Source organism: Nonomuraea sp. NPDC005650 (genome assembly GCF_040605375.1).
Classification (GTDB): Bacteria; Actinomycetota; Actinomycetes; order Streptosporangiales; family Streptosporangiaceae; genus Nonomuraea.
Window position 1 is genome coordinate 131,941 of sequence record NZ_JBEXCR010000007.1, and the last position, 18,831, is coordinate 150,771.

The window sequence follows — 18,831 nt, forward strand, 5'->3', positions numbered from 1 at the left end:
GCGCGTGGCTTCGTCCCCGGAGTGAACGCGGCCACCACGGGCCGCACCGCATCAAGGAGAACAAGGATGGCCAAATACCTGCTGCTCAAGCACTACCGGGGCGCGCCTGCGGCGGTCAACGACGTGCCGATGGACCAGTGGACGCCGGAGGAGGTCACGGCCCATGTGCAGTACATGCAGGACTTCGCCACTCGGCTTGAGGGCACCGGCGAGTTCGTCGAGGGCCAGGCGCTGTCCCCGGAAGGCACGTTCGTCCGTTACGACGGCGAGGGGCGGCCGCCGGTCACCGACGGCCCGTTCGCGGAGACCAAGGACCTGATCGCCGGCTGGATGGTGATCGACGTCGAGACCTACGAGCGGGCGCTCGAACTGGCCGGCGAGTTGTCCGCGGCTCCGGGCGCGGGTGGGAAGCCGATCCACGAGTGGCTCGAGGTGCGCCCGTTCCTGGGCGCGCACCCGACCATCACGGAGTAACGCACTGGAACATCGCACCCGCGCCCGCCCGGTGCGGCCCTCGCCGGAGTCCGGAGATCGGAGCCCGGCGGGCTGCGAGCTGCCCGCCTCGGCCCGGTCGACCGCGCGGCGAGCATGACCGGGCGACGGCGGGTCGAGCCCCTCCGCGCCAGCTCCTTGATCGGGACGATACGGCGGCGCGCCGCGATGGATCCTGGACGGTGCCGAGCCGGTGCGGCGTGACGGGCCCTGGATGGTGCTGAGCCGGTGCGGTGGAGGGCGTCGATGCAGCCCGTCGAGCCCCGCGATGAGTCTTGGGCGGTTCACGAGTCCAACCAGGTGAACCGAACGACAGGAGGCCCGAAGTGGGCGAGCAAGTGAGCACCGGGATCACCGGCGTCAGGACCGTCGGCGTCCCCGTCGCCGACCAGGACCGTGCCATCGAGTTCTACGTGGGCACGCTGGGGTTGGAGAAGCGGCTGGACGCGCCCGTCGAACAGCTCGGCGGACGGTGGATCGAGGTGGCGCCGTCGGGAGCGACCACCACGATCGCGCTCATCCCGGCGGCTCCCGGGACGGCGGCCGGAGTCGAGACGGGCATCCGGCTCGGCACGGCGGACGCGGCGGCCCTGCACAAGGAGCTGGTGGCGCGCGGGGCCGACGTGGATGAGCTGCTGCAGTGGGAGGGAGTCCCGCCGATGTTCGCCCTCCGCGACCCGGACGGTAACGGCCTCGAGATCGTCGAATAGCGGAGAGGGGAATCTGCCATGAATGCCGCACCGCGCGCGGAGGTCGTGATCCAGGAGCTCGACAAGGAGTTCACCGCGACACTGCGGAAGAGCCCGAACAAGGGCGGGTGGACGTATGTCGTGATGCCGGGGTCCGCCGAGTTCTTCGGGACTCGGGGACTGGTGAAGATCCGGGGGACCATCAACGGTCACCCGTTCCGGAGCTCGTTCATGGCGCTGGGGGACGGCACGCACAAGCTGCCGGTGAAGAACGACGTCCGGGAGCTGATCGGGAAGGGGCCCGGGGACAGCGTAACCATCCGCCTGCTGGAACGGCTCAAGTAACGGGCTGTGGATTCGGTGACCGCCTTTCCTGCACCTTCTTGCGATCTGCTTGCGAAGGGTCCGTGGCGGCGATGGACCGGGGCCGGGGAGCGCGAGGGGCCGGGAGGCCTCTCGCCTGGGGGTGTGGGGCTTGCCCCCACAGGGCGCTGTCCGAGCGCTCCATCGCGCGAAGCGCGCCCCTGTGCGAGGACCTCGCCGTCGGGGGATCGAAAGGGGGCGGGCCCCTTGGGAGGCGCTGCCCGGGGCCGATTCGCGCGAAGCGCCCCGTTCAGCGGAGGCCCATGCCGTCAGCGGCGGTCGTCGTAGCCGGGGTCGACGGTTTCGGGGGAGAGGCCCAGGAGGGTGGCGACCTGCTCCACCACCGTGTCGTGGACCATGGCGCCCAGGGTGTCGCGGTCTCTGGCCCGTGCCTCCAGCGGGCGGCGGTAGACCACGATCGACGCCGGGCTCTGGCCGGTCGCGGCGTCGGCGCGGCCGAAGGGGATCGGGTCGGTGCCCAGGCTCGGCCCGTCGCCCAGGTCGCTCAGCGGCGGGACCTCCTCCACCGCGAACTCCACCGCCGACAGCTGGCGTTCCCAGCGGGGGCGGAGGCGGTCGACCGCGTCCAGCACGAGGTCGTCGAAACGCTCGCTCCGGGACTTGGCCATGGGGACGTGGGAGGGGGCGAGCGGGCCGCGCAGGCCGCGACCATGGCGATCGCGCCGTCTGGGACCGCGCTTCTGTGTCACGTCAGCAAGTGTACGGGGAGGGCCTGCCGATTCTGAGGAATGGTGTCACCTCTCCGCGCCTCTGGGTGATGGCCCGAGGGGCGGCGGGGGCACGGGGCGGTTCGGGTGCGGCGTTGCCGCTCCCCACCGCGCGTTGATCCCTTTAGGCTCTGTGTCGGCGTCACCGCTCACCACCTCTGCGTGATCCCCCAAGGTCCGCAGGGCCGGTGCCTTCGGGGCATGTGGGTGGAAAGGCTGCGACAGGTGTCCGAATTGTGGCGACACGCTCGTTAAGAGCGCTCAGATAGTGGCGCCTCGCACACTTACCAGATACGGTCCCTCCGTGAGCCCCGTCCGCCGCTGTTCCCGCACCGCCTGCAGTCAGCCTGCCGTCTTCACGCTCACGTACGTCTACGCCGACTCGACCGCTGTTCTGGGCCCCCTGGCAACGTACGCGGAGCCACACTGTTACGACCTGTGCGCCGAACACGCCGAGCGGCTTACCGCCCCCCGAGGCTGGGAGGTGGTACGGCTGCCGACGGACGGCGCCTCCCCGAGTTCCGACGACCTCGAAGCGCTGGCCAACGCGGTCAGGGAGGCCGCCCGGCCCGCGCCGTCCGGCAGCGGTGAGCCGGTGGGGCAGGGCGTGGAGGTCGGTCGCAGGGGGCACCTGCGCGTTCTGAGGTCGGCTCAGCAGCACCGCGACCGGTAGGCTCGATTACGCCGGAGAAGCGACCCAAGGGCGGAGCTGGAGAGTGGGCGACCTCGCCAAGATCTTCAAAGCGTACGACGTTCGCGGAGTGGTGCCCGACGAGCTCGACGAGCCGGCCGCCGAGGCTGTGGGAGCGGCCTTCGTCGAGGTGACAGGGGCCGAGTCGATCGTGGTCGCGCACGACATGCGCGAGTCTTCCGTTCCGCTGGCCGACGCGTTCGTCAGGGGCGCCCGTTCGCGTGGTGCCGACGTGGTGCACGCGGGGCTGGGCTCCACCGATCTGCTCTACTACGCCAGCGGCAGCCTGGGGCTGCCCGGGGTGATGTTCACCGCCAGCCACAACCCCGCCCGCTACAACGGCATGAAGATGTGCCGGGCCGGCGCGGTCCCGATCGGCGGCGACACGGGGCTCGTCGACATCCGCGACAGGGCCGCGGAGCTGATGGGCTTCACCGCGGCGCCCGGCGGATCGGTGATCGAGAAGGACCTGCTGCAGGGGTATGCCGACCACCTGCGCACACTCGTCGACCTGTCGCGCATCAGGCCGCTCAAGGTCGTCGTGGACGCCGGCAACGGCATGGGCGGGCACACCGTTCCCGCCGTGTTCGAGGGGCTGCCGATCGAGCTGACCCCGCTCTACTTCGAGCTGGACGGCGATTTCCCCAACCACGAGGCCAATCCGATCGAGCCGCAGAACCTCGTCGACCTCCAGCGGGCCGTGGTCGAGTGCGGGGCGGACATCGGGCTGGCGTTCGACGGCGACGCCGACCGGTGCTGGGTGATCGACGAGCAGGGGCGCTCGGTCTCACCGTCGGCCGTCACGGCGCTGGTCGCGACGCGCGAGCTGGCCAAGCACCCCGGGTCGACGATCATCCACAACCTGATCACGTCCCTGGCCGTTCCCGAGATCGTGCGCGAGCAGGGCGGCGTGCCCGTGCGCACGCGGGTCGGGCACTCCTTCATCAAGGCCGAGATGGCCCGTACGGGAGCCGTCTTCGGCGGCGAGCACTCGGCCCACTACTATTTCCGCGACTTCTGGTTCGCCGACTCCGGGATGCTGGCGGCGATGCACGTGCTGGCCGCGCTGGGCGAGCAGGGGCGTCCGCTGTCGGAGGTGGTGGAGGCCTACTCGCGTTACCACGCCTCCGGCGAGGTCAACAGCGCCGTGGCCGACCAGGGCGACGCCTTGCGGCGGGTGCGGGAGGCGTTCGCGGCGCGGGGGGAGTTCGACGAGCTCGACGGGCTGACCGTGACCGGGCCGGGCTGGTGGTTCAACCTACGGGCGTCCAACACCGAGCCGCTGCTCAGGCTGAACGCCGAGGCGGCCGACGAGAGCACAATGAAGGCGATCAAGGACGAGGTCCTCGCCATCGTGGGAAGGGTGTCAGAGTGAAGATCGACGACTGGCTGCTGGAGATCCTGGCCTGCCCGGCGTGCAAGGCTCCCCTGCGCGCCGAGAACGAGGCCGAGGAGCTGGTCTGCACGGGCTGCGGCCTGATCTACCCGGTACGGGATGACATCCCCGTCCTGCTCGTCGACGAGGCCAGGAAGCCGTGACCTGGGAGCCGGAGCGGCTCGACGACCAGCGTCACCTCAGAGAGGCCGACCCGGGCGGGATGCTGCCGGCGGTCGCCTCCTCGGCGGCGCACGTACGCACCGGCTACCGCACCGCGGTCGAGACCCGCGTCGACCGCCTGGCCGACCACGGGCGCCCGCGCGCCATCGTGGTCGCGGGCATGGGCGGCTCGGGCATCGTCGGCGACATCCTGGCGGCGGTCGTCGGCAACGGCGCGCCGCTGCCGATCGTGTCGCTGCGCTCCTACCAGCTCCCCGGCTGGGTGGGCGCCACCGACCTGGTCGTGGTCGTGTCCGGCTCCGGCGACGCCGAGGAGACGCTGTCCGTCGCCACCCAGGCCGTGCGGCGCGGCAGCACGCTGCTCGGCGTGGGCGCCCCCGGCTCCCCGCTGGCGGCCATCGCCACCCAGGCCTCGGCGATCTACGTGCCGGTGCCGGTCAACGGCCAGTCCAGGGCGAGCCTGTGGCTGCTGGCCGCCCCGGTCATCGTGGCCGCCGCCGCGCTGCGGCTCGTCCAGGCCGACGCCGACCTGTTCGAACGGGTGGCCAAGACGCTGGAGGACATGGCGCACCGGTGCCGGCCGTCCAGCGAGTCGTTCATCAACCCCGGCAAGTCGCTCGCCATGGATCTGGCCGAGAGCGTGCCGATGATCTGGGGGTCGTCGCCGGTCGCGTCGGTGGCGGCGTACCGGCTGGCCTGCCAGCTCAACACCAACGCGAAATACCCCGCCGTCCACGGCGAGCTGCCCGAGGTGGGCCACAACCAGGTCGAGGTCTTCGACGGGCCGCTGGCCGAGCGCGACATCTTCGCCGACACCGCCGGGCGCACGCTCCGGCTCGTCGTGCTGCGCGACCTCGAGGAGCATCCGCAGGTGGCGCGCCGGCGCGAGACGTCCGTACGGCTGGCGCGAGAGCGCGACGTGCCGGTGACGGAGCTGTCGGCGGAGGGGGAACATCCGCTGGAGCGGATGGCCACGCTGATCGCGCTCGGCGACTACGCGAGCACGTATCTGGCGCTCGGATATGCCATCGATCCGACCCCTGTGTCAGCGATCACTGAGCTGAAGGCCAGAATTTCGCAATAGGATCCCTTTTCAGGCCTTTGTACGTGATCTTTATGAGTGGAGAAGACCGGTGAGCGCGAGCGGCGGTACTAAAGCGATCATTGCGGCCTTGACCGCGAACCTGGCGATCGCCGTGGCCAAATTCGTGGCCGCGTTCTTCACCGGGTCGTCCTCGATGCTGGCGGAGGGCATTCACTCGGTCGCCGACTCGGGCAACCAGGTGTTGCTGCTGGTGGGCGGCAAACGGGCGGCCAGGGCCAGCACGAAGGAGCATCCGTTCGGCTACGGCCGCGAACGCTACTTCTACGCCTTCGTGGTGGCGGTCGTGCTGTTCACGATCGGCGCGGCGTTCTCGATTTACGAGGGCATCCACAAGCTCTCCGCTCCGGAGCCGGTGGAGGCGCCGATCTGGGCGTTCGCGGTGCTGATCTTCGCGATCATCGCCGAGGGCTTCTCGTTCCGCACGGCCATCAAGGAGTCGAACGCCGTACGCGGCAGGCAGTCGTGGGTCGCGTTCATCCGCCGGTCCAAGTCGCCCGAGCTGCCGGTCATCCTGCTGGAGGACCTGGGCGCGCTGCTCGGCCTGATCTTCGCGCTGTTCGGCGTGACGATGGCGGTCGTCACCGGCGACGGCGTCTGGGACGGCATCGGCACCCTGATGATCGGCGTGCTGCTGGCCGTGATCGCGGTGGTGCTGGCCATGGAGACCAAGTCGCTGCTGGTCGGTGAGGGCGCCACCCCCGAGATGGAGGCCCAGATCCGGTCCGCGCTGGAGGGCTCGCCCGAGGTCGCCAGGGTCATCCACATGCGCACGCTGCACCTGGGCCCCGAGGAGCTGCTGGTCGCGGCCAAGATCGCGGTGGCGTACAACGACACGGCGGCAGAGGTCGCACAGGGCATCGACGACGCCGAGCGCCGCATCCGCGAGGCCGTGCCGATCGCCCGCGTGATCTACCTGGAGCCCGACCTCGACCGCCTCCGCAGCGCCTCCCCCTCGTCGAGCTGACCCCCGACGCGAGGCGGGCCTGACTCCTGACGGCGAGCCGGGCCTGGCTCCTGACATGAGCCGGGCCTGATTCCCGACGCGTGCCGGGCCCGGCTCACGACGTGAGCTGGGCTGCGCGCAGGCGGGGCAGGCGCAGGCGGGGCCGGCGGGGACGGCCCAGGGTGATGAACGCCTCGGCCTGCAACGCCGAGACCCCGATGCGGGGCAGGTCGCGGGCGTTCGGATAGACCACGAAGCGCGGCTCCCAGATCGGCCGGAACTTGGCGTTGAACCGATACAGCGACTCGATCTGGAACCAGTGCGACAGGAAGATCAGCAACGCCCGCCACGCCCGCAGCACCGGGCCGGCCCCGAGGCGCTCCCCGCGGGCGAGGGCCGCTCGGAACATGGCGAAGTTCAGTGAGACCTGCGTGATGCCCAGGGAGGGCGCGGCCTGGAGGGTCTTGACGATCAGGAACTCGTTGAGCCCCGGATCGGCGTCGCGGTCGCGCCGCATCAGGTCGAGCGAGGCCCCGCGCGGCCCCCACGGCACGAAGTGCAGCACGGCCTTGAGCTCGCCGTCCTTGTGGGCGGTGGCCACCAGGCACTCGGAGTCCGCCGGGTCGCCGAAGCGGCCGAGCGCCATCGAGTAGCCGCGCTCGGTCTCGGTGCCGCGCCAGGAGTCGGCCGCCTGCTGGATGCGTTCGCGATCCTGGACGGTCAGGCTCGCGGCGCGGCGCACGTGGCACGTGTAGCCGTTCCGCTCGGTCCTGTTGACCATCTGGCGGACGTTGCGCATGGCGCGGCCCTCCAGCGTGAAGTCGGCGACGTCGACGATGGCCTCGTCGCCGATCTCCAGCGCGGACATCTTGGCCTCGCGCGTCCAGACCTCGCCGCCGGTCTCGCCGCAGCCGATGACGGCGGGCACCCAGGCGTGGCGCCTGGCCTCGTTCATGAACACCTTGATCGCCGCCGGCCACGCCTCGCGGTCGCCGATCGGGTCGCCGCTGGCCAGCATGACTCCGGACACGACGCGGTAGGCGATGGCCGCCTTCCCCGAGGGGGAGAACAGCACGCTCTTGTCCCGCCGCAGCGCGAAGTAGCCGAGCGAGTCGCGTTCGCCGTGCTGGGCGAGCAGGGCGCGCAGGCGCCGCTCGTCGTCCTGGGTGAGCTCGGCGGCCGGCCGCTCGGGGCGCAGCGCCAGGTAGAGCGTCGAGACGGCGGTGAGCGTGCCGAGCGCGAGCAGGGAGAAGTAGACCAGGTCGGAGACCCGATCGACGGTGAACGTGACCGGGCCCTCGATCCCGGCCAGGCCGAGGACCACGTGTTCGAGGCGGTCGAACACGCTCGGGTGGCCCACGAGCACATGGGGACGGGCGCTGACGATCAGGTAGCCGAGGCCCACGTCGATGGCGCTGAGCACGAGCAGGTTGCCCAGCGCGCGCCAGCGCGAGCGCGGGTCGGACAGCGCGGAGAACTCGCGCCTGCCCCACACGAGCAGGGCCAGCAGGGCCAGGCTGATCACGGCCGAGGCCGGGTGCAGATGGATGAAGCTCATGGTGGCGCTCACCGGGAGCAGCACCACGACCGCGCGCCAGGCCCGCACCTTCCCGCGGCGCAGCGCGTGCGCGAGCATGACCAGCATGATGCCGACGACCAGGGAGGACGCTCTGGCGACGGTCGTGACGATGCCGGGCAGGATGCCCGCCCACTCGCCCATCCGGCTGTGCTCGAAGTGGGGGAACACCACCTTGCTGATGTCCAGCAGGCCGATCACCAGCGACGCGTACGCGGCGACAGCGGGAATCCAGGAGCGGTTCACACTCCGAGATTGAAGACCCGACCGGGTAATCTCCATGTTAACTCCCTGCTTACGGCCCTCCCTGTATCCCATTCCTCATGGGACTCAACTCAATCGGGCTGCTGGTGACCGCTTCGGTGCTGGCAGTGGCCGCGTCGGCGGCGACGGTGTGGTGGTGGCCGCAGTTGGGCGTGGCGCACTGGGGCGCCGTGCTGGGCCGGGTGGGCGCGCTGGGCGTCTGCCAGGCGTTCACGCTGGCCGCGCTGGGTCTGGCGGTCAACCAGTACTTCGCCTTCTACAGCTCTTGGAGCGATCTACTGGGCACCGACACGGCGACGGCGCCGATCACGGTCGCCGCCTCGGGGCTGCAGGTGCTGAGCAGCCGCTCGGTGCCGGGCGGGCGGATCGAACAGGTGATCATGCCGGGGCCGTCCACGCACCTGAGCGAGGAGGCGTACGTGTTCCTGCCCACGGCGTACCTGAAGCACACGACGGAGCGCTTCCCGGCGATCATCGCGCTCACCGGCTACCCGGGTGACCCGCGCAACCTCATGACCCGGATGGACCTGCCCGGCCGGATGGCCAAGGCCATCGCCCAGCACCAGGTCAATCCCACGATCCTGGTCATGATGCGGCCCAGCGTGGTGCTGCCGCGCGACACCGAGTGCGTGGACGTGCCGAACGGGCCGCAGATCCAGGCGTACTTCACGAACGACGTCAAGCACGACATGACCACCCACTACCGGGTGGCGGAGGGCCGGGACTCGTGGGGCATCCTGGGCGGCTCGACCGGCGGCTACTGCGCGCTCAAGATCGTCATGAGCCATCCCGACCAGTTCTCCGCGGCGGTCTCGCTGTCGGGCTACTTCAAGACGATCGTCGACAACACCACCGGCGACCTGTTCCACAAGGACAAGTCGCTCGAACAGCGCAACGACCTCATGTGGCGGCTGGCCAACCTGCCCGCGCCCCCCGTGAACGTGCTCGTCACCAGCAGCAGGAAGGGGGAGAGCGACTATCCCGCGACCATGAGCTTCCTGGGCGCGGTGAAGCCGCCGATGCGGGCGTCCTCGCTGATCCTGCCCAGCGGCGGGCACAACTTCAACACCTGGAACCGCGAGCTCCCGCAGGCCCTCCCATGGCTGGCCCAGCAACTCGTCACGCCCGCCGCCTGAGTCAGCGGCCCGAGGGGCGCAGGAGGCGCAGCGCCTTCTCCTTCTCGAAGTCGAGGGCCCGGCGCGGCACCTGGATCCGCCCGATCCGTACGCCGAGGTCGCGGACGGCCGCCGCCACCGTGGGCTCGCTGAGCACCCGCAGCGCGAACGCCAGCTCCGCGGGCGAGACGTCGAACTGCTTCTCCAGCTCCACCCCCTGAGCCACCGCCGCCAGCTCGTCGGGCCCGAACCGCCGGTGCGCACCCTGCTCCCGCACGGGTGGCAGCAGGCCGAGCGCCTCCCGGTATCGGAGCATTCGAGGGGACATGCCGAGCCGCTTCGCGGCCTCCGTGATGCGCATTCTTACATTCTTACGTCAGTTTTGGCCGCCCCGTGATGCGGGCCCGCCGAAACGCCACCTAAACTCGTCGGGACAACCATCAGTGACGCGAGGGGAAACCCGATGGACTTCAAGGTCGCAGACCTTTCACTTGCCGACTTCGGCCGCAAGGAGATCCGGCTCGCCGAGCACGAGATGCCCGGCCTCATGGCGATTCGCAAGGAGTACGCGGCCTCCCAGCCCCTTCGCGGCGCGAAGATCATGGGCTCTCTGCACATGACGATCCAGACGGCCGTCCTCATCGAGACGCTCGTCGCGCTCGGCGCCGAGGTCCGCTGGGTCAGCTGCAACATCTTCTCCACGCAGGACCACGCCGCCGCCGCGGTGGTCGTCGGCCCCGAGGGCACCACGGACGACCCGCAGGGCGTGCCGGTGTTCGCCTGGAAGGGCGAGACGCTGGAGGAATACTGGTGGTGCACCGAGCAGGCCCTCACCTGGCCCGGCGGCGACGCCCCCAACATGATCCTCGACGACGGCGGTGACGCCACGCTGCTGGTGCACAAGGGCGCCGAGTACGAGAAGGCGGGCGCCGTGCCGGCCGCCACCGCCGAGGACCCGGAGGAGTGGCACGTCATCATCGACCTGCTCACCCGTACGGTCGGCGACGACAAGAGGTGGACCGCGATCGCCGAGAGCATCAAGGGTGTCACCGAGGAGACCACGACCGGCGTGCACCGCCTCTACGAGATGCACAAGAACGGCCAGCTCCTCTTCCCGGCCATCAACGTCAACGACTCGGTCACCAAGTCCAAGTTCGACAACAAGTACGGCTGCCGCCACTCCGTCATCGACGGCCTCAACCGCGCCACCGACGTGCTCATCGGCGGCAAGGTCGCCGTGGTGTGCGGCTACGGCGACGTCGGCAAGGGCTGCGCCGACGCGCTGCGCGGCCAGGGCGCCCGCGTCATCGTCACCGAGATCGACCCGATCTGCGCGCTCCAGGCGGCCATGGACGGCTTCCAGGTGACCACGCTGGACGAGGTCGTCGGCATCGCCGACATCTTCGTGACCTCCACCGGCAACTTCAACATCATCACCGCCGACCACATGGCGAAGATGAAGCACCAGGCGATCGTCTCCAACATCGGCCACTTCGACAACGAGATCGACATGGCCGGCCTCGCCAAGCAGCCCGGCATCACGAAGAACAACATCAAGCCGCAGGTCGACGAGTGGGTCTTCGCCGACGGCCACTCGATCATCGTCCTGGCCGAGGGCCGCCTGATGAACCTCGGCTGCGCCACCGGCCACCCGAGCTTCGTCATGTCCAACTCGTTCACCAACCAGGTGATCGCGCAGATCGAGCTGTTCGCGAAGACGGCCGAATACCCGATCGGCGTCTACACGCTGCCCAAGCACCTGGACGAGAAGGTCGCCCGCCTGCACCTCGACGCGCTGGGCGTCAAGCTCACCGAGCTCACCAAGGAGCAGGCCTCCTACATCGGCGTGCACGTCGAGGGGCCTTACAAGTCCGACCACTACCGCTACTAAATTCTCATGAGCTCCGGGAGGGGGTTCCCCGCCTCCCGGAGCTTTCTGCTACCGACCCCAACCATCTTTTACGGCTGCGCACGGTGGGCCGCGCGCCCGTCAAGACCTTCATCTTTTACGGCTGCGCACGGTGGGCCGCACGCGCCGACGCCAGTGGCCGTCCGTCATGGCCGGTCGTGAAGGCTCACGGGCCGCTCGCCGTGACGACGCGTATTCTTGGCCGTCTTCTTCGCGCAAAGGGCTGGCATGGATCTCTGGGAAAGTGGCGAGCGGCAGATCTCCTGGGCTGCACGTTCGATGCCGGTGCTGACCGCGATCGGCGAGCGGTTCGGCCTCGAACGGCCGCTGGACGGGCTGAAGATCGCCGCCTGCCTGCACGTCACCGCCGAGACGGCCGTCCTGATGGGGGCGCTGAAGGCGGGCGGGGCCGAGATCGCGCTCGCCGCGTCCAACCCCCTGTCCACACAGGACGACGTGGCCGAGGCGCTGCGTTCCTACGGGATCGCCGTGCACGCGCGGGCCGGCGTCGACCGGGCCACCTACTACCGGCACATCCACCAGGCGCTCGATCTCGAACCCGACCTCGTGCTCGACGACGGGTGCGACCTGGTGAACATTCTCCACACCGAACGTACCGACCTGCTCGAACACGTCACGGGCGGGTGCGAGGAGACCACCACCGGGATCATCCGGCTGCGGCAGATGGCGGCCGAGGGCGCGTTGAGGTTCCCCGTCGTGGCCGTGAACGACACGCGGACCAAGCGCATGTTCGACAACCGCTACGGCACGGGGCAGTCCACGCTCGACGGCATCATGCGCGCCACCAACACCATGCTGGCCGGGCGGACGGTGGTCGTGGCCGGGTTCGGGTTCTGCGGGCGGGGCGTGGCCGAGCGGGCCAAGGGGTTCGGCGCGCGGGTGATCGTGACCGAGATCGACGCCGTGAAGGCGCTCGACGCGACCCTCCAGGGGTATGAGGTCCGGCCCATGGCCCAGGCGGCGATGCTCGGCGAGCTCTTCGTCACCGTGACCGGCAACCGCGACGTGATCAGGGCCGAGCACCTGTCGGTCATGAAGGACGGCGCGATCCTGGCCAACGCCGGGCACTTCGACGTGGAGATCGACGTGCGGGCGCTGGACGAGCTGGCCACCGAGGTGCACCGCGGGGTGCGGCCGAACACCGACGAGTACGTGATGCCCGACAACCGGCGGCTGCTGCTGCTCGCCGAGGGGCGGCTGGTCAACCTCACCGCCGCCGAAGGCCATCCCGCGGCCGTCATGGACATGTCGTTCTCCGCGCAGGCACTGGCCGTGTCCTGGCTGGCCGGCGAGCGCTCCCGCCTCGACCCCGGCGTCTACGACGTCCCGGAGGAGATCGACCACGAGGTCGCCAAGCTGAAGCTGGCCGCGGCCGGGATCGGCATCGACGATCTCACACCGGAGCAGGAGGACTACCTGCACTCCTGGCGGGTCGGCTCCTAGCGGCACGGGGATTTATGGCTTTGTATGCCATTTGTTCACTTTAGTGGCAGGATGGTCGGATGATCCTGATCTCGGAGATCAGGAGGTTCGGCGGTGGAGAAAGGTTCTGCCACGTGAGTCCTTCCCCCAAGTCCCTGCCCAAGGCGGGGTTCCTGTTCTCCGCGGTCGGCGTCGGCGGCGTGGTCCTGCAGATGCTGGCCGTCGCGTACCCCGACGGCGACCCGGCCAAGGCGCGCGAGGCTGCGGGGCTGCTGCGGCAGCTGGCCAGGCGGGTGGACGTCAGCCTGGACGACGTGGAGGAGGTCGCGCGCGCGGTCTGGCGACCGCCCAGCTCCGGCGCGGGCGTCGACGCGTTCAGGAAGTACTTCAACGACGAGGTCGCGCCCTATCCGCCGCACGTGTCCGCGTACCTCCGCGGGCTGGCCGACGCGGTCGACGACTATGCGGACCTGCTGGAGCAGACCCAGCACACGCTCCGGACGATGGCCATGATCCAGTGGCTCGAGCTGCTGATGTTCTTCTGCTGGCCGGCCATCGACAGGAAGGTCCAGACGCTGATCAACTGGGCGATGCGCAGGAAGCAGGCGGGGCTGCTGCTCAAGATGTTCAACCACGCGGTGGGCAAGCGGTTCATCTACGCCGCCGGGGGCAGCCTCGCCTATACGGCCCTCGACCAGGTGCTCGTCGACGGGGTCAAGCTGGCGAGAGGCGAGGACACCGGGTCGTGGGGCGACCGCGGCGAGTACATGGTGAAGAACTTCGCGGCGGCCATGGTCTTCTACCACGTGGATCCCGCCAACTTCGGGAAGGCCGCGAACCTGCTGCCGAAGAACAAGGCGGCGCAGAACGCCATCGTGTTCCTGACCGGGTCCTCCATCTTCACCACCACGGCGAACGCGCTCAACCGGCCCGGCGACGTGATCGACGATCCGGTCAGCCTGCTGCCCACCTGGGAGCAGATGCTCGCCAAGCTGGGCGTCGCCGCGGGCCAGGACCAGTTCAGGCGCTGGCGCGGATACTGAGTGCGGGTGGCCACGGCGGCTAGTCCTGGCTGAACCGTCTGACCTCGTCGGCGAACGGGGTCAGACCGTCCGTCATCATCCCGGCCATCCGCGCGGTCAGGTCCGCGGCGGCGTCGTTCGCGGCGGCGAGCACCGCCTCCGCCAGCGCGTCCGAGCCGAGCCGCATCGCCCGCGGGTCGATGCGCAGGCCGCTGAGCGCGCCGCTCGGCAGCACCTCGGCCGTCACCTGGCCGTTGGCCGCCTCACCTCGGCCGCGGAGGTCGTTGAGGCTGTCCCGCAACTCTTCCAGCGGCCGGGTGTCGGCCTGGAACTGGGCGAGCAGGCGGTGCATCTCCTCATCTAGGAAAGGGGCGCCGCCGTCGGGTGTGGTCGTCATCGGGTCTCCAGGTGGTGTCAGGGTTTGAGCTTTCCGTCCGGCTTCGAGTACTCGGGAGGGTCGGACACCTTCGGCAGGGATTCGACGCTGGCCCAGTTCGCGATGTCGAAGCCGGTCTTCATGCCGGCCAGCCGCCCGGCGACCTCGGGATAGACGTCGCGGAGGGCGTTGACGTACGTCTCGGCCTTCTTCAGCGCGGTGGAATAGCCCTGCCTGAACGTGTTCGCGGTCTCGTCCGTGCCGGCGAAGTCGCCCAGCGCGGTGATGGCGTCGAGGATCCGCCGGGTGTCCCTCGCCAGATCGTCGTGCTCGGTGGTGAACCCGCCGGCCGCCTTCGTGAAGGTGCTCCCGCGGACATCGGTGTTCGGCATGCCCGGTCGTTGAGGAGCAGGCGCGGTCGAGGTCGGGGACGGGGTGGGGTACGCGGAGACAGGGGGAGCCGGCGACGCCTCAGCAGTCTCGGTGGGCGTGGGCGTGGGCGTTGGCGTCGGGGAAGGCGTGGGCGTGGGCGTTGGCGTCGGGGAAGGCGTGGGTGTGGGGGTTGGGGATGAAGGGCTTGGGCTGGGCTCCGAGGCTGTCGGGCTTGGCGTGGGGGACCCCGTGGGGCTTGGCGTGGAGGTCTCCGTGGGGGTGGGCGACGAGGTAGGTAACGGGGACGAGGTTTCTGGATCTGCCATAGACGTAACATCCTCCTCATTGAGGCAATTACCCTATATTACCTACAAGTATGGTTCACTTTAGGATCGACCCGGGGGTTGCCGTAGTGGCGAAGTGGCTGCTAGAGGGCAGACTGCATCTGCTGCATGCGGCGGATCTCGGCCGCCTGGGTCACGCTGACGTCGCTCGCCAGCTCCTCCACCCGGATGTGGGAGCCGCTGGTCAGCACCTGCTCCGACATCTTGATCGCCCCCAGATGGTGGTTGATCATGAGGTCGAGGAACATCCGGTCGAAGTCCTTGCCCTTGGCCGCCTTCAGGGCCTCCAGCTGGGCGGGCGTGGCCATCCCCGGCATGCCCTCGTGCGCCGCGTGATGGTCGGGCACCGTCTGCTGCTGCTCCCGCAGCCACGTCGTCATGAACTGGATCTCCGGCCCCTGGGCGTCCTTGATCCGGCTCGCCAGGCTCTTCAGCTGGGCCGAATCGGCCCGGCTGGGCGCCAGGAGCGACATGTCCAGGGCCTGCCGATGGTGGACGATCATGTCCTGGACGTACTTGATGTCGGCCGCGTTGGCCGTGGCCGAGGGGACGGCGGTGGCGGCCTCGCTCGGCGACAGCGTCCTGGCCTGCTCCCCGGGGCGGCCGGGAGCGATCACGGGGGCGGTCGAGTCAGCACGCGGGGCCGGCGGCGGGCCGGAGGAGGTGCAGCCGGAGAGGGCAACGACCGTGCCCATGACGACAATGAGCGCGGCGCGCACCCACAACCTCCCTGACTGACTCGGTCGAGAATGCGCACTCTAGGCCATAAGGGGACAAATTTAAAGAGGGTGAAACGGAACAAAAATTGACAAGTTGCCTGCTGGCCAGTTGAGGGGTGAAGGGCGAGGATGGCGTAGATTTATGCCCCCTTTATAGGAGGATCGCGAGTGTTCACCCTCCGCAGGGCCCTCACCCTGGTCACGGCGGTCGTGGCCATGGCCGGCGCCGTCTTACCGGCACAGGCCGCGGACATCCCGGCTCCTGGCGAGATCGTCATGAGCCCCAACATCCAGCACGTCACCAACGTGCCCAAGCCCGAGGCCCTGGCCGACATCCACACGGACATGGCCTTCCAGGGCGACTACGCCTACGTCGGTAACTACTACGGCTTCTCGATCTACGACATCAAGCGCCCGAAGCGGACGTCACTGGTCAACTCGGTCGTCTGCCCGGGTGGCCAGATGGACATGTCCGTCTACGGCAACCTGCTCTTCGGCTCCGTGGACTCCTCGCGCAACGACGACTCGTGCAGCAGCACCTCGCAGCCCGCGTCGGTCAAGGAGTCGTGGGAAGGCATCCGGATCTTCGATGTCTCCGACAAGGCCAACCCGAAGTACATCAAGTCGGTCGAGACCAACTGCGGTTCCCACACGAACACGCTGGTGCCCGACCGCAAGGGCGAGAACGTCTACATCTACGTCTCGTCCTACAGCCCGAACGCGGCGTTCCCCGACTGCCAGCCGCCCCATGACCTGATCTCGGTCATCAAGGTGCCGCTGCGCGACCCGACGGCCGCCGCCGTCATCGCGACGCCGAACCTCTTCCCCGACGGCGGCTACGGCGGCGTCCAGCTGCCCTACCCGGACGGGAAGTCCGCCACCACCGGCTGCCACGACATCACGGCCTTCCCGGAGAAGGGCATCGCCGCTGGCGCCTGCATGGGTGACGGCATCCTGCTCGACATCCGCAATCCCGAGCAGCCCAAGGTCACGGCGACCGTGCGCGACGAGACGAACTTCGCGTTCTGGCACTCGGCCACGTTCAACAACACCGGTACGAAGGTCATTTTCACCGACGAACTCGGTGGCGGGACCAGGGCGACCTGCAACGAGGCCATCGGCCCGAACCGGGGTGCCAACGCGTACTACGACATCGTGAACGGGAAGCTCCAGTTCAGGAGCTACTTCAAGATCTCGCGCCACCAGGCCGACACGGAGAACTGCGTGGCGCACAACGGCTCGCTGATCCCGGTCAAGGGCCGCGACATCATGGTGCAGGCGTGGTACCAGGGCGGCATCTCGGTGGTGGACTTCACCGACTCGGCCCACCCGCAGGAGATCGCGTTCTTCGAGCGCGGCCCCGACAACACCGCGCCGGCGCTCAGCGGCGGCTTCTGGTCCGCCTACTACTACAACGGCTACATCTACGGGTCCGACTTCAACCTGGGCCTTGATGTGCTGAAGATCAACGACTGGCGTACCAACCGGGCGAACGGCGTCAAGATGCGCTCACTCAACGCGCAGACCCAGACGTCGTACCCCGAACACGGCCACTGACCACCAGGCGGCGAGGGCCCCGATCGGGTCCTCGCCGCTTCAGTTATCCGGACATATGCGATAAGGAGTACCGGAGTGTCCAATCCGCGCCGTGCCCTCGTCATGGCCGCTGCCGCCATCGCGTTAGCGCTGACGGGCGTGCCCGCCCTGGCCGCCGACATCCCGCCGCCCGACACCGTGGTCACCAGCCCGAACGTGAGCCACGTACTGAACATCCCCAAGCCCGCCCCCATCGCCGGCACCATCAACACCGACATCGCCTTCCAGGGCGACTACGCCTACGTCGGCAACTACGGCGGCTTCTCGATCTACGACATCAGCAACCCCAAGAAGGCCAAGCCGGTCAGCTCGGTCGTCTGCCCCGGCTCCCAGATGGACGTCAGCGTCTACGGCAACCTGCTGTTCACCGCCGTGGACTCCTCGCGCAGCGACGACTCGTGCAACAGCACGGCGCTGACCGCCGACCACAAGGAGGCGTGGGAGGGCGTCCGGATCTTCGACGTCTCCGACAAGGCCAACCCGAAGTACATCAAGTCGGTCGAGACCAACTGCGGCTCCCACACCCTGACCCTGGTGCCGGGCAAGGGCCGCGACCGGAACAAGAACGTCTACATCTACGTCTCGTCCTACAACCCGAACGCCACGTTCCCCGACTGTCTGCCGCCGCACGACAAGATCTCGATCATCAAGGTGCCGCTCAGGAACCCGACGGCGGCGGCGGTCGCGGCCACCCCGGTGGTCTTCCCCGACGGCGGCAACGAGACCCAGCCCGGCCTGCTCCTGCCGACCAGCGGCTGCCACGACATCACCGCCTACGCCGAGAAGGACATCGCGGCGGGCGCGTGCATGGGTGACGGCGTGCTGTTCGACATCTCGGACCGGCTGAACCCGAAGATCACGGCCAGGACCACGGACCCGAACTTCGCGTTCTGGCACTCGGCCACCTTCAGCAACGACGCCAGGAAGGTCGTCTTCACCGACGAGCTCGGCGGCGGCGGCGGGGCCACCTGCAACGAGGCCACCGGGCCGAACCGCGGCGCGGACGCGATCTACGACATCTCGAACGGGCAGTTCACGTTCAAGAGCTACTTCAAGATCCCGCGCTACCAGGCCGACAGCGAGAACTGCGTCGCGCACAACGGCTCGCTGATCCCCGTCAAGGGCCGGGACATCATGGTCCAGGCCTGGTACATGGGCGGGCTGTCGGTGTGGGACTTCACCGACTCGGCCAACCCGAGGGAGATCGGCTACTTCGAGCGCGGTCCCCGCGCGGCCGGCGGTGGCGGCGGCATCTGGTCCGCGTACTACTACAACGGCTACATCTACGCGGCCGACTTCAACGAGGGCCTCGACGTCGTCAAGGTCACCGACCCGCTCACGAACAGCGCCCGGGGCGTCCGCACCGACCGGCTGAACGTGCAGACGCAGGAGTCGTACCGCAACGGGTGGCACGACTGACCGATCCGGCCGCTCACTGAGGCGGCGCGAACCCGCCCGGAGTCGCCTTCGGCGGCTCCGGCGCGGGGGGCCGGTAAGGCCCCTGGGGCTGCTGCTGGTACGGCGCC

At 69.1% G+C, this 18,831-nt stretch carries 20 protein-coding genes; 14 read left to right on the forward strand and 6 right to left on the reverse strand.

Annotated elements, in window-relative coordinates:
- Nucleotides 1-66: 66 nt before the first annotated feature.
- The 3 genes from ABZS69_RS13990 to ABZS69_RS14000 all read left to right on the forward strand — a co-directional run bounded on the left by ABZS69_RS13990 (nt 67) and on the right by ABZS69_RS14000 (nt 1,526).
- The gene (locus ABZS69_RS13990) at nt 67-474 is read left to right on the forward strand and encodes a YciI family protein (RefSeq protein ID WP_355370976.1); all 408 of its coding nucleotides are present in this window, start codon (nt 67-69) and stop codon (nt 472-474) included.
- Between the two features lie 344 nt (nt 475-818).
- Nucleotides 819-1,202 carry a VOC family protein gene (locus tag ABZS69_RS13995; RefSeq protein ID WP_355370979.1) on the forward strand — a complete coding sequence of 128 codons (384 nt, stop codon included), beginning with the start codon at nt 819-821 and terminating at the stop codon, nt 1,200-1,202.
- An 18-nt stretch (nt 1,203-1,220) separates the two neighbouring features.
- Nucleotides 1,221-1,526 (forward strand): DUF1905 domain-containing protein, encoded by a 306-nt coding sequence (locus ABZS69_RS14000; RefSeq protein ID WP_355370982.1) that lies wholly within the window; start codon nt 1,221-1,223, stop codon nt 1,524-1,526.
- A gap of 287 nt (nt 1,527-1,813) precedes the next feature.
- Here the strand turns inward: ABZS69_RS14000 and ABZS69_RS14005 are convergent, their stop codons facing one another.
- The gene (locus ABZS69_RS14005; protein ID WP_355370985.1) at nt 1,814-2,254 is read right to left on the reverse strand and encodes a metallopeptidase family protein; all 441 of its coding nucleotides are present in this window, start codon (nt 2,252-2,254) and stop codon (nt 1,814-1,816) included.
- 322 nt (nt 2,255-2,576) lie between these two features.
- On the opposite strand from ABZS69_RS14005, the gene ABZS69_RS14010 reads away from it, so the two are divergent.
- From ABZS69_RS14010 to ABZS69_RS14030, 5 genes are read left to right on the forward strand one after another with little or no spacing between them, the layout of a single operon-like run.
- Nucleotides 2,577-2,945, forward strand: a complete 369-nt coding sequence (locus ABZS69_RS14010; RefSeq protein ID WP_355370988.1) for a DUF3499 domain-containing protein — start codon at nt 2,577-2,579, stop codon at nt 2,943-2,945.
- Between the two features lie 43 nt (nt 2,946-2,988).
- Nucleotides 2,989-4,338: a phosphomannomutase/phosphoglucomutase gene (locus ABZS69_RS14015; protein ID WP_355370991.1), complete on the forward strand. Its 1,350-nt coding sequence runs from the start codon at nt 2,989-2,991 to the stop codon at nt 4,336-4,338.
- Nucleotides 4,335-4,502, forward strand: coding sequence for a Trm112 family protein (locus ABZS69_RS14020; RefSeq protein WP_080042874.1), 168 nt, complete (start codon nt 4,335-4,337; stop codon nt 4,500-4,502). Before ABZS69_RS14015 ends, ABZS69_RS14020 begins: the two co-directional genes overlap by 4 nt.
- The gene (locus tag ABZS69_RS14025; RefSeq protein WP_355370994.1) at nt 4,499-5,605 is read left to right on the forward strand and encodes an SIS domain-containing protein; all 1,107 of its coding nucleotides are present in this window, start codon (nt 4,499-4,501) and stop codon (nt 5,603-5,605) included. Before ABZS69_RS14020 ends, ABZS69_RS14025 begins: the two co-directional genes overlap by 4 nt.
- A gap of 49 nt (nt 5,606-5,654) precedes the next feature.
- Nucleotides 5,655-6,590, forward strand: coding sequence for a cation diffusion facilitator family transporter (locus ABZS69_RS14030; RefSeq protein WP_355370997.1), 936 nt, complete (start codon nt 5,655-5,657; stop codon nt 6,588-6,590).
- A 94-nt stretch (nt 6,591-6,684) separates the two neighbouring features.
- On the opposite strand, the gene ABZS69_RS14035 is transcribed toward ABZS69_RS14030, so the two are convergent.
- Nucleotides 6,685-8,391 (reverse strand): phosphatidylglycerol lysyltransferase domain-containing protein, encoded by a 1,707-nt coding sequence (locus ABZS69_RS14035; protein WP_355371000.1) that lies wholly within the window; start codon nt 8,389-8,391, stop codon nt 6,685-6,687.
- Nucleotides 8,392-8,468: 77 nt separating this feature from the next.
- Here ABZS69_RS14035 and ABZS69_RS14040 point away from each other — a divergent pair, with 77 nt between their 5' ends.
- Nucleotides 8,469-9,545 carry an alpha/beta hydrolase-fold protein gene (locus ABZS69_RS14040; RefSeq protein WP_355371003.1) on the forward strand — a complete coding sequence of 359 codons (1,077 nt, stop codon included), beginning with the start codon at nt 8,469-8,471 and terminating at the stop codon, nt 9,543-9,545.
- Between the two features lies 1 nt (nt 9,546).
- Here ABZS69_RS14040 and ABZS69_RS14045 read toward each other — a convergent pair whose 3' ends face one another.
- Nucleotides 9,547-9,885 carry a MerR family DNA-binding transcriptional regulator gene (locus ABZS69_RS14045; protein WP_185070981.1) on the reverse strand — a complete coding sequence of 113 codons (339 nt, stop codon included), beginning with the start codon at nt 9,883-9,885 and terminating at the stop codon, nt 9,547-9,549.
- Between the two features lie 102 nt (nt 9,886-9,987).
- Between ABZS69_RS14045 and ahcY the strand changes: the two genes are divergently transcribed.
- From ahcY to ABZS69_RS14060, 3 genes are all read left to right on the forward strand, one after another.
- Entirely contained in the window at nt 9,988-11,415 is a 1,428-nt protein-coding gene (gene ahcY, locus ABZS69_RS14050; RefSeq protein ID WP_355371006.1) for an adenosylhomocysteinase, read from the forward strand.
- A gap of 246 nt (nt 11,416-11,661) precedes the next feature.
- Nucleotides 11,662-12,897 (forward strand): adenosylhomocysteinase, encoded by a 1,236-nt coding sequence (locus tag ABZS69_RS14055; RefSeq protein ID WP_355371009.1) that lies wholly within the window; start codon nt 11,662-11,664, stop codon nt 12,895-12,897.
- A 59-nt stretch (nt 12,898-12,956) separates the two neighbouring features.
- Nucleotides 12,957-13,919: a hypothetical protein gene (locus ABZS69_RS14060; RefSeq protein ID WP_355371012.1), complete on the forward strand. Its 963-nt coding sequence runs from the start codon at nt 12,957-12,959 to the stop codon at nt 13,917-13,919.
- Nucleotides 13,920-13,938: 19 nt separating this feature from the next.
- On the opposite strand, the gene ABZS69_RS14065 is transcribed toward ABZS69_RS14060, so the two are convergent.
- From ABZS69_RS14065 to ABZS69_RS14075, 3 genes are all read right to left on the reverse strand, one after another.
- A complete protein-coding gene (locus tag ABZS69_RS14065; RefSeq protein ID WP_355371015.1) occupies nt 13,939-14,295 on the reverse strand; it encodes a YbaB/EbfC family nucleoid-associated protein in 357 nt (118 codons plus the stop codon).
- Between the two features lie 17 nt (nt 14,296-14,312).
- Nucleotides 14,313-14,666, reverse strand: a complete 354-nt coding sequence (locus ABZS69_RS14070) for a hypothetical protein (protein WP_355371018.1) — start codon at nt 14,664-14,666, stop codon at nt 14,313-14,315.
- A 407-nt stretch (nt 14,667-15,073) separates the two neighbouring features.
- Nucleotides 15,074-15,709 carry a DUF305 domain-containing protein gene (locus tag ABZS69_RS14075; protein ID WP_355371020.1) on the reverse strand — a complete coding sequence of 212 codons (636 nt, stop codon included), beginning with the start codon at nt 15,707-15,709 and terminating at the stop codon, nt 15,074-15,076.
- 168 nt (nt 15,710-15,877) lie between these two features.
- Here ABZS69_RS14075 and ABZS69_RS14080 point away from each other — a divergent pair, with 168 nt between their 5' ends.
- Nucleotides 15,878-17,266: a hypothetical protein gene (locus tag ABZS69_RS14080; protein ID WP_355371023.1), complete on the forward strand. Its 1,389-nt coding sequence runs from the start codon at nt 15,878-15,880 to the stop codon at nt 17,264-17,266.
- A 75-nt stretch (nt 17,267-17,341) separates the two neighbouring features.
- Nucleotides 17,342-18,724 carry a hypothetical protein gene (locus ABZS69_RS14085; RefSeq protein WP_355371026.1) on the forward strand — a complete coding sequence of 461 codons (1,383 nt, stop codon included), beginning with the start codon at nt 17,342-17,344 and terminating at the stop codon, nt 18,722-18,724.
- Nucleotides 18,725-18,831: the final 107 nt, after the last annotated feature.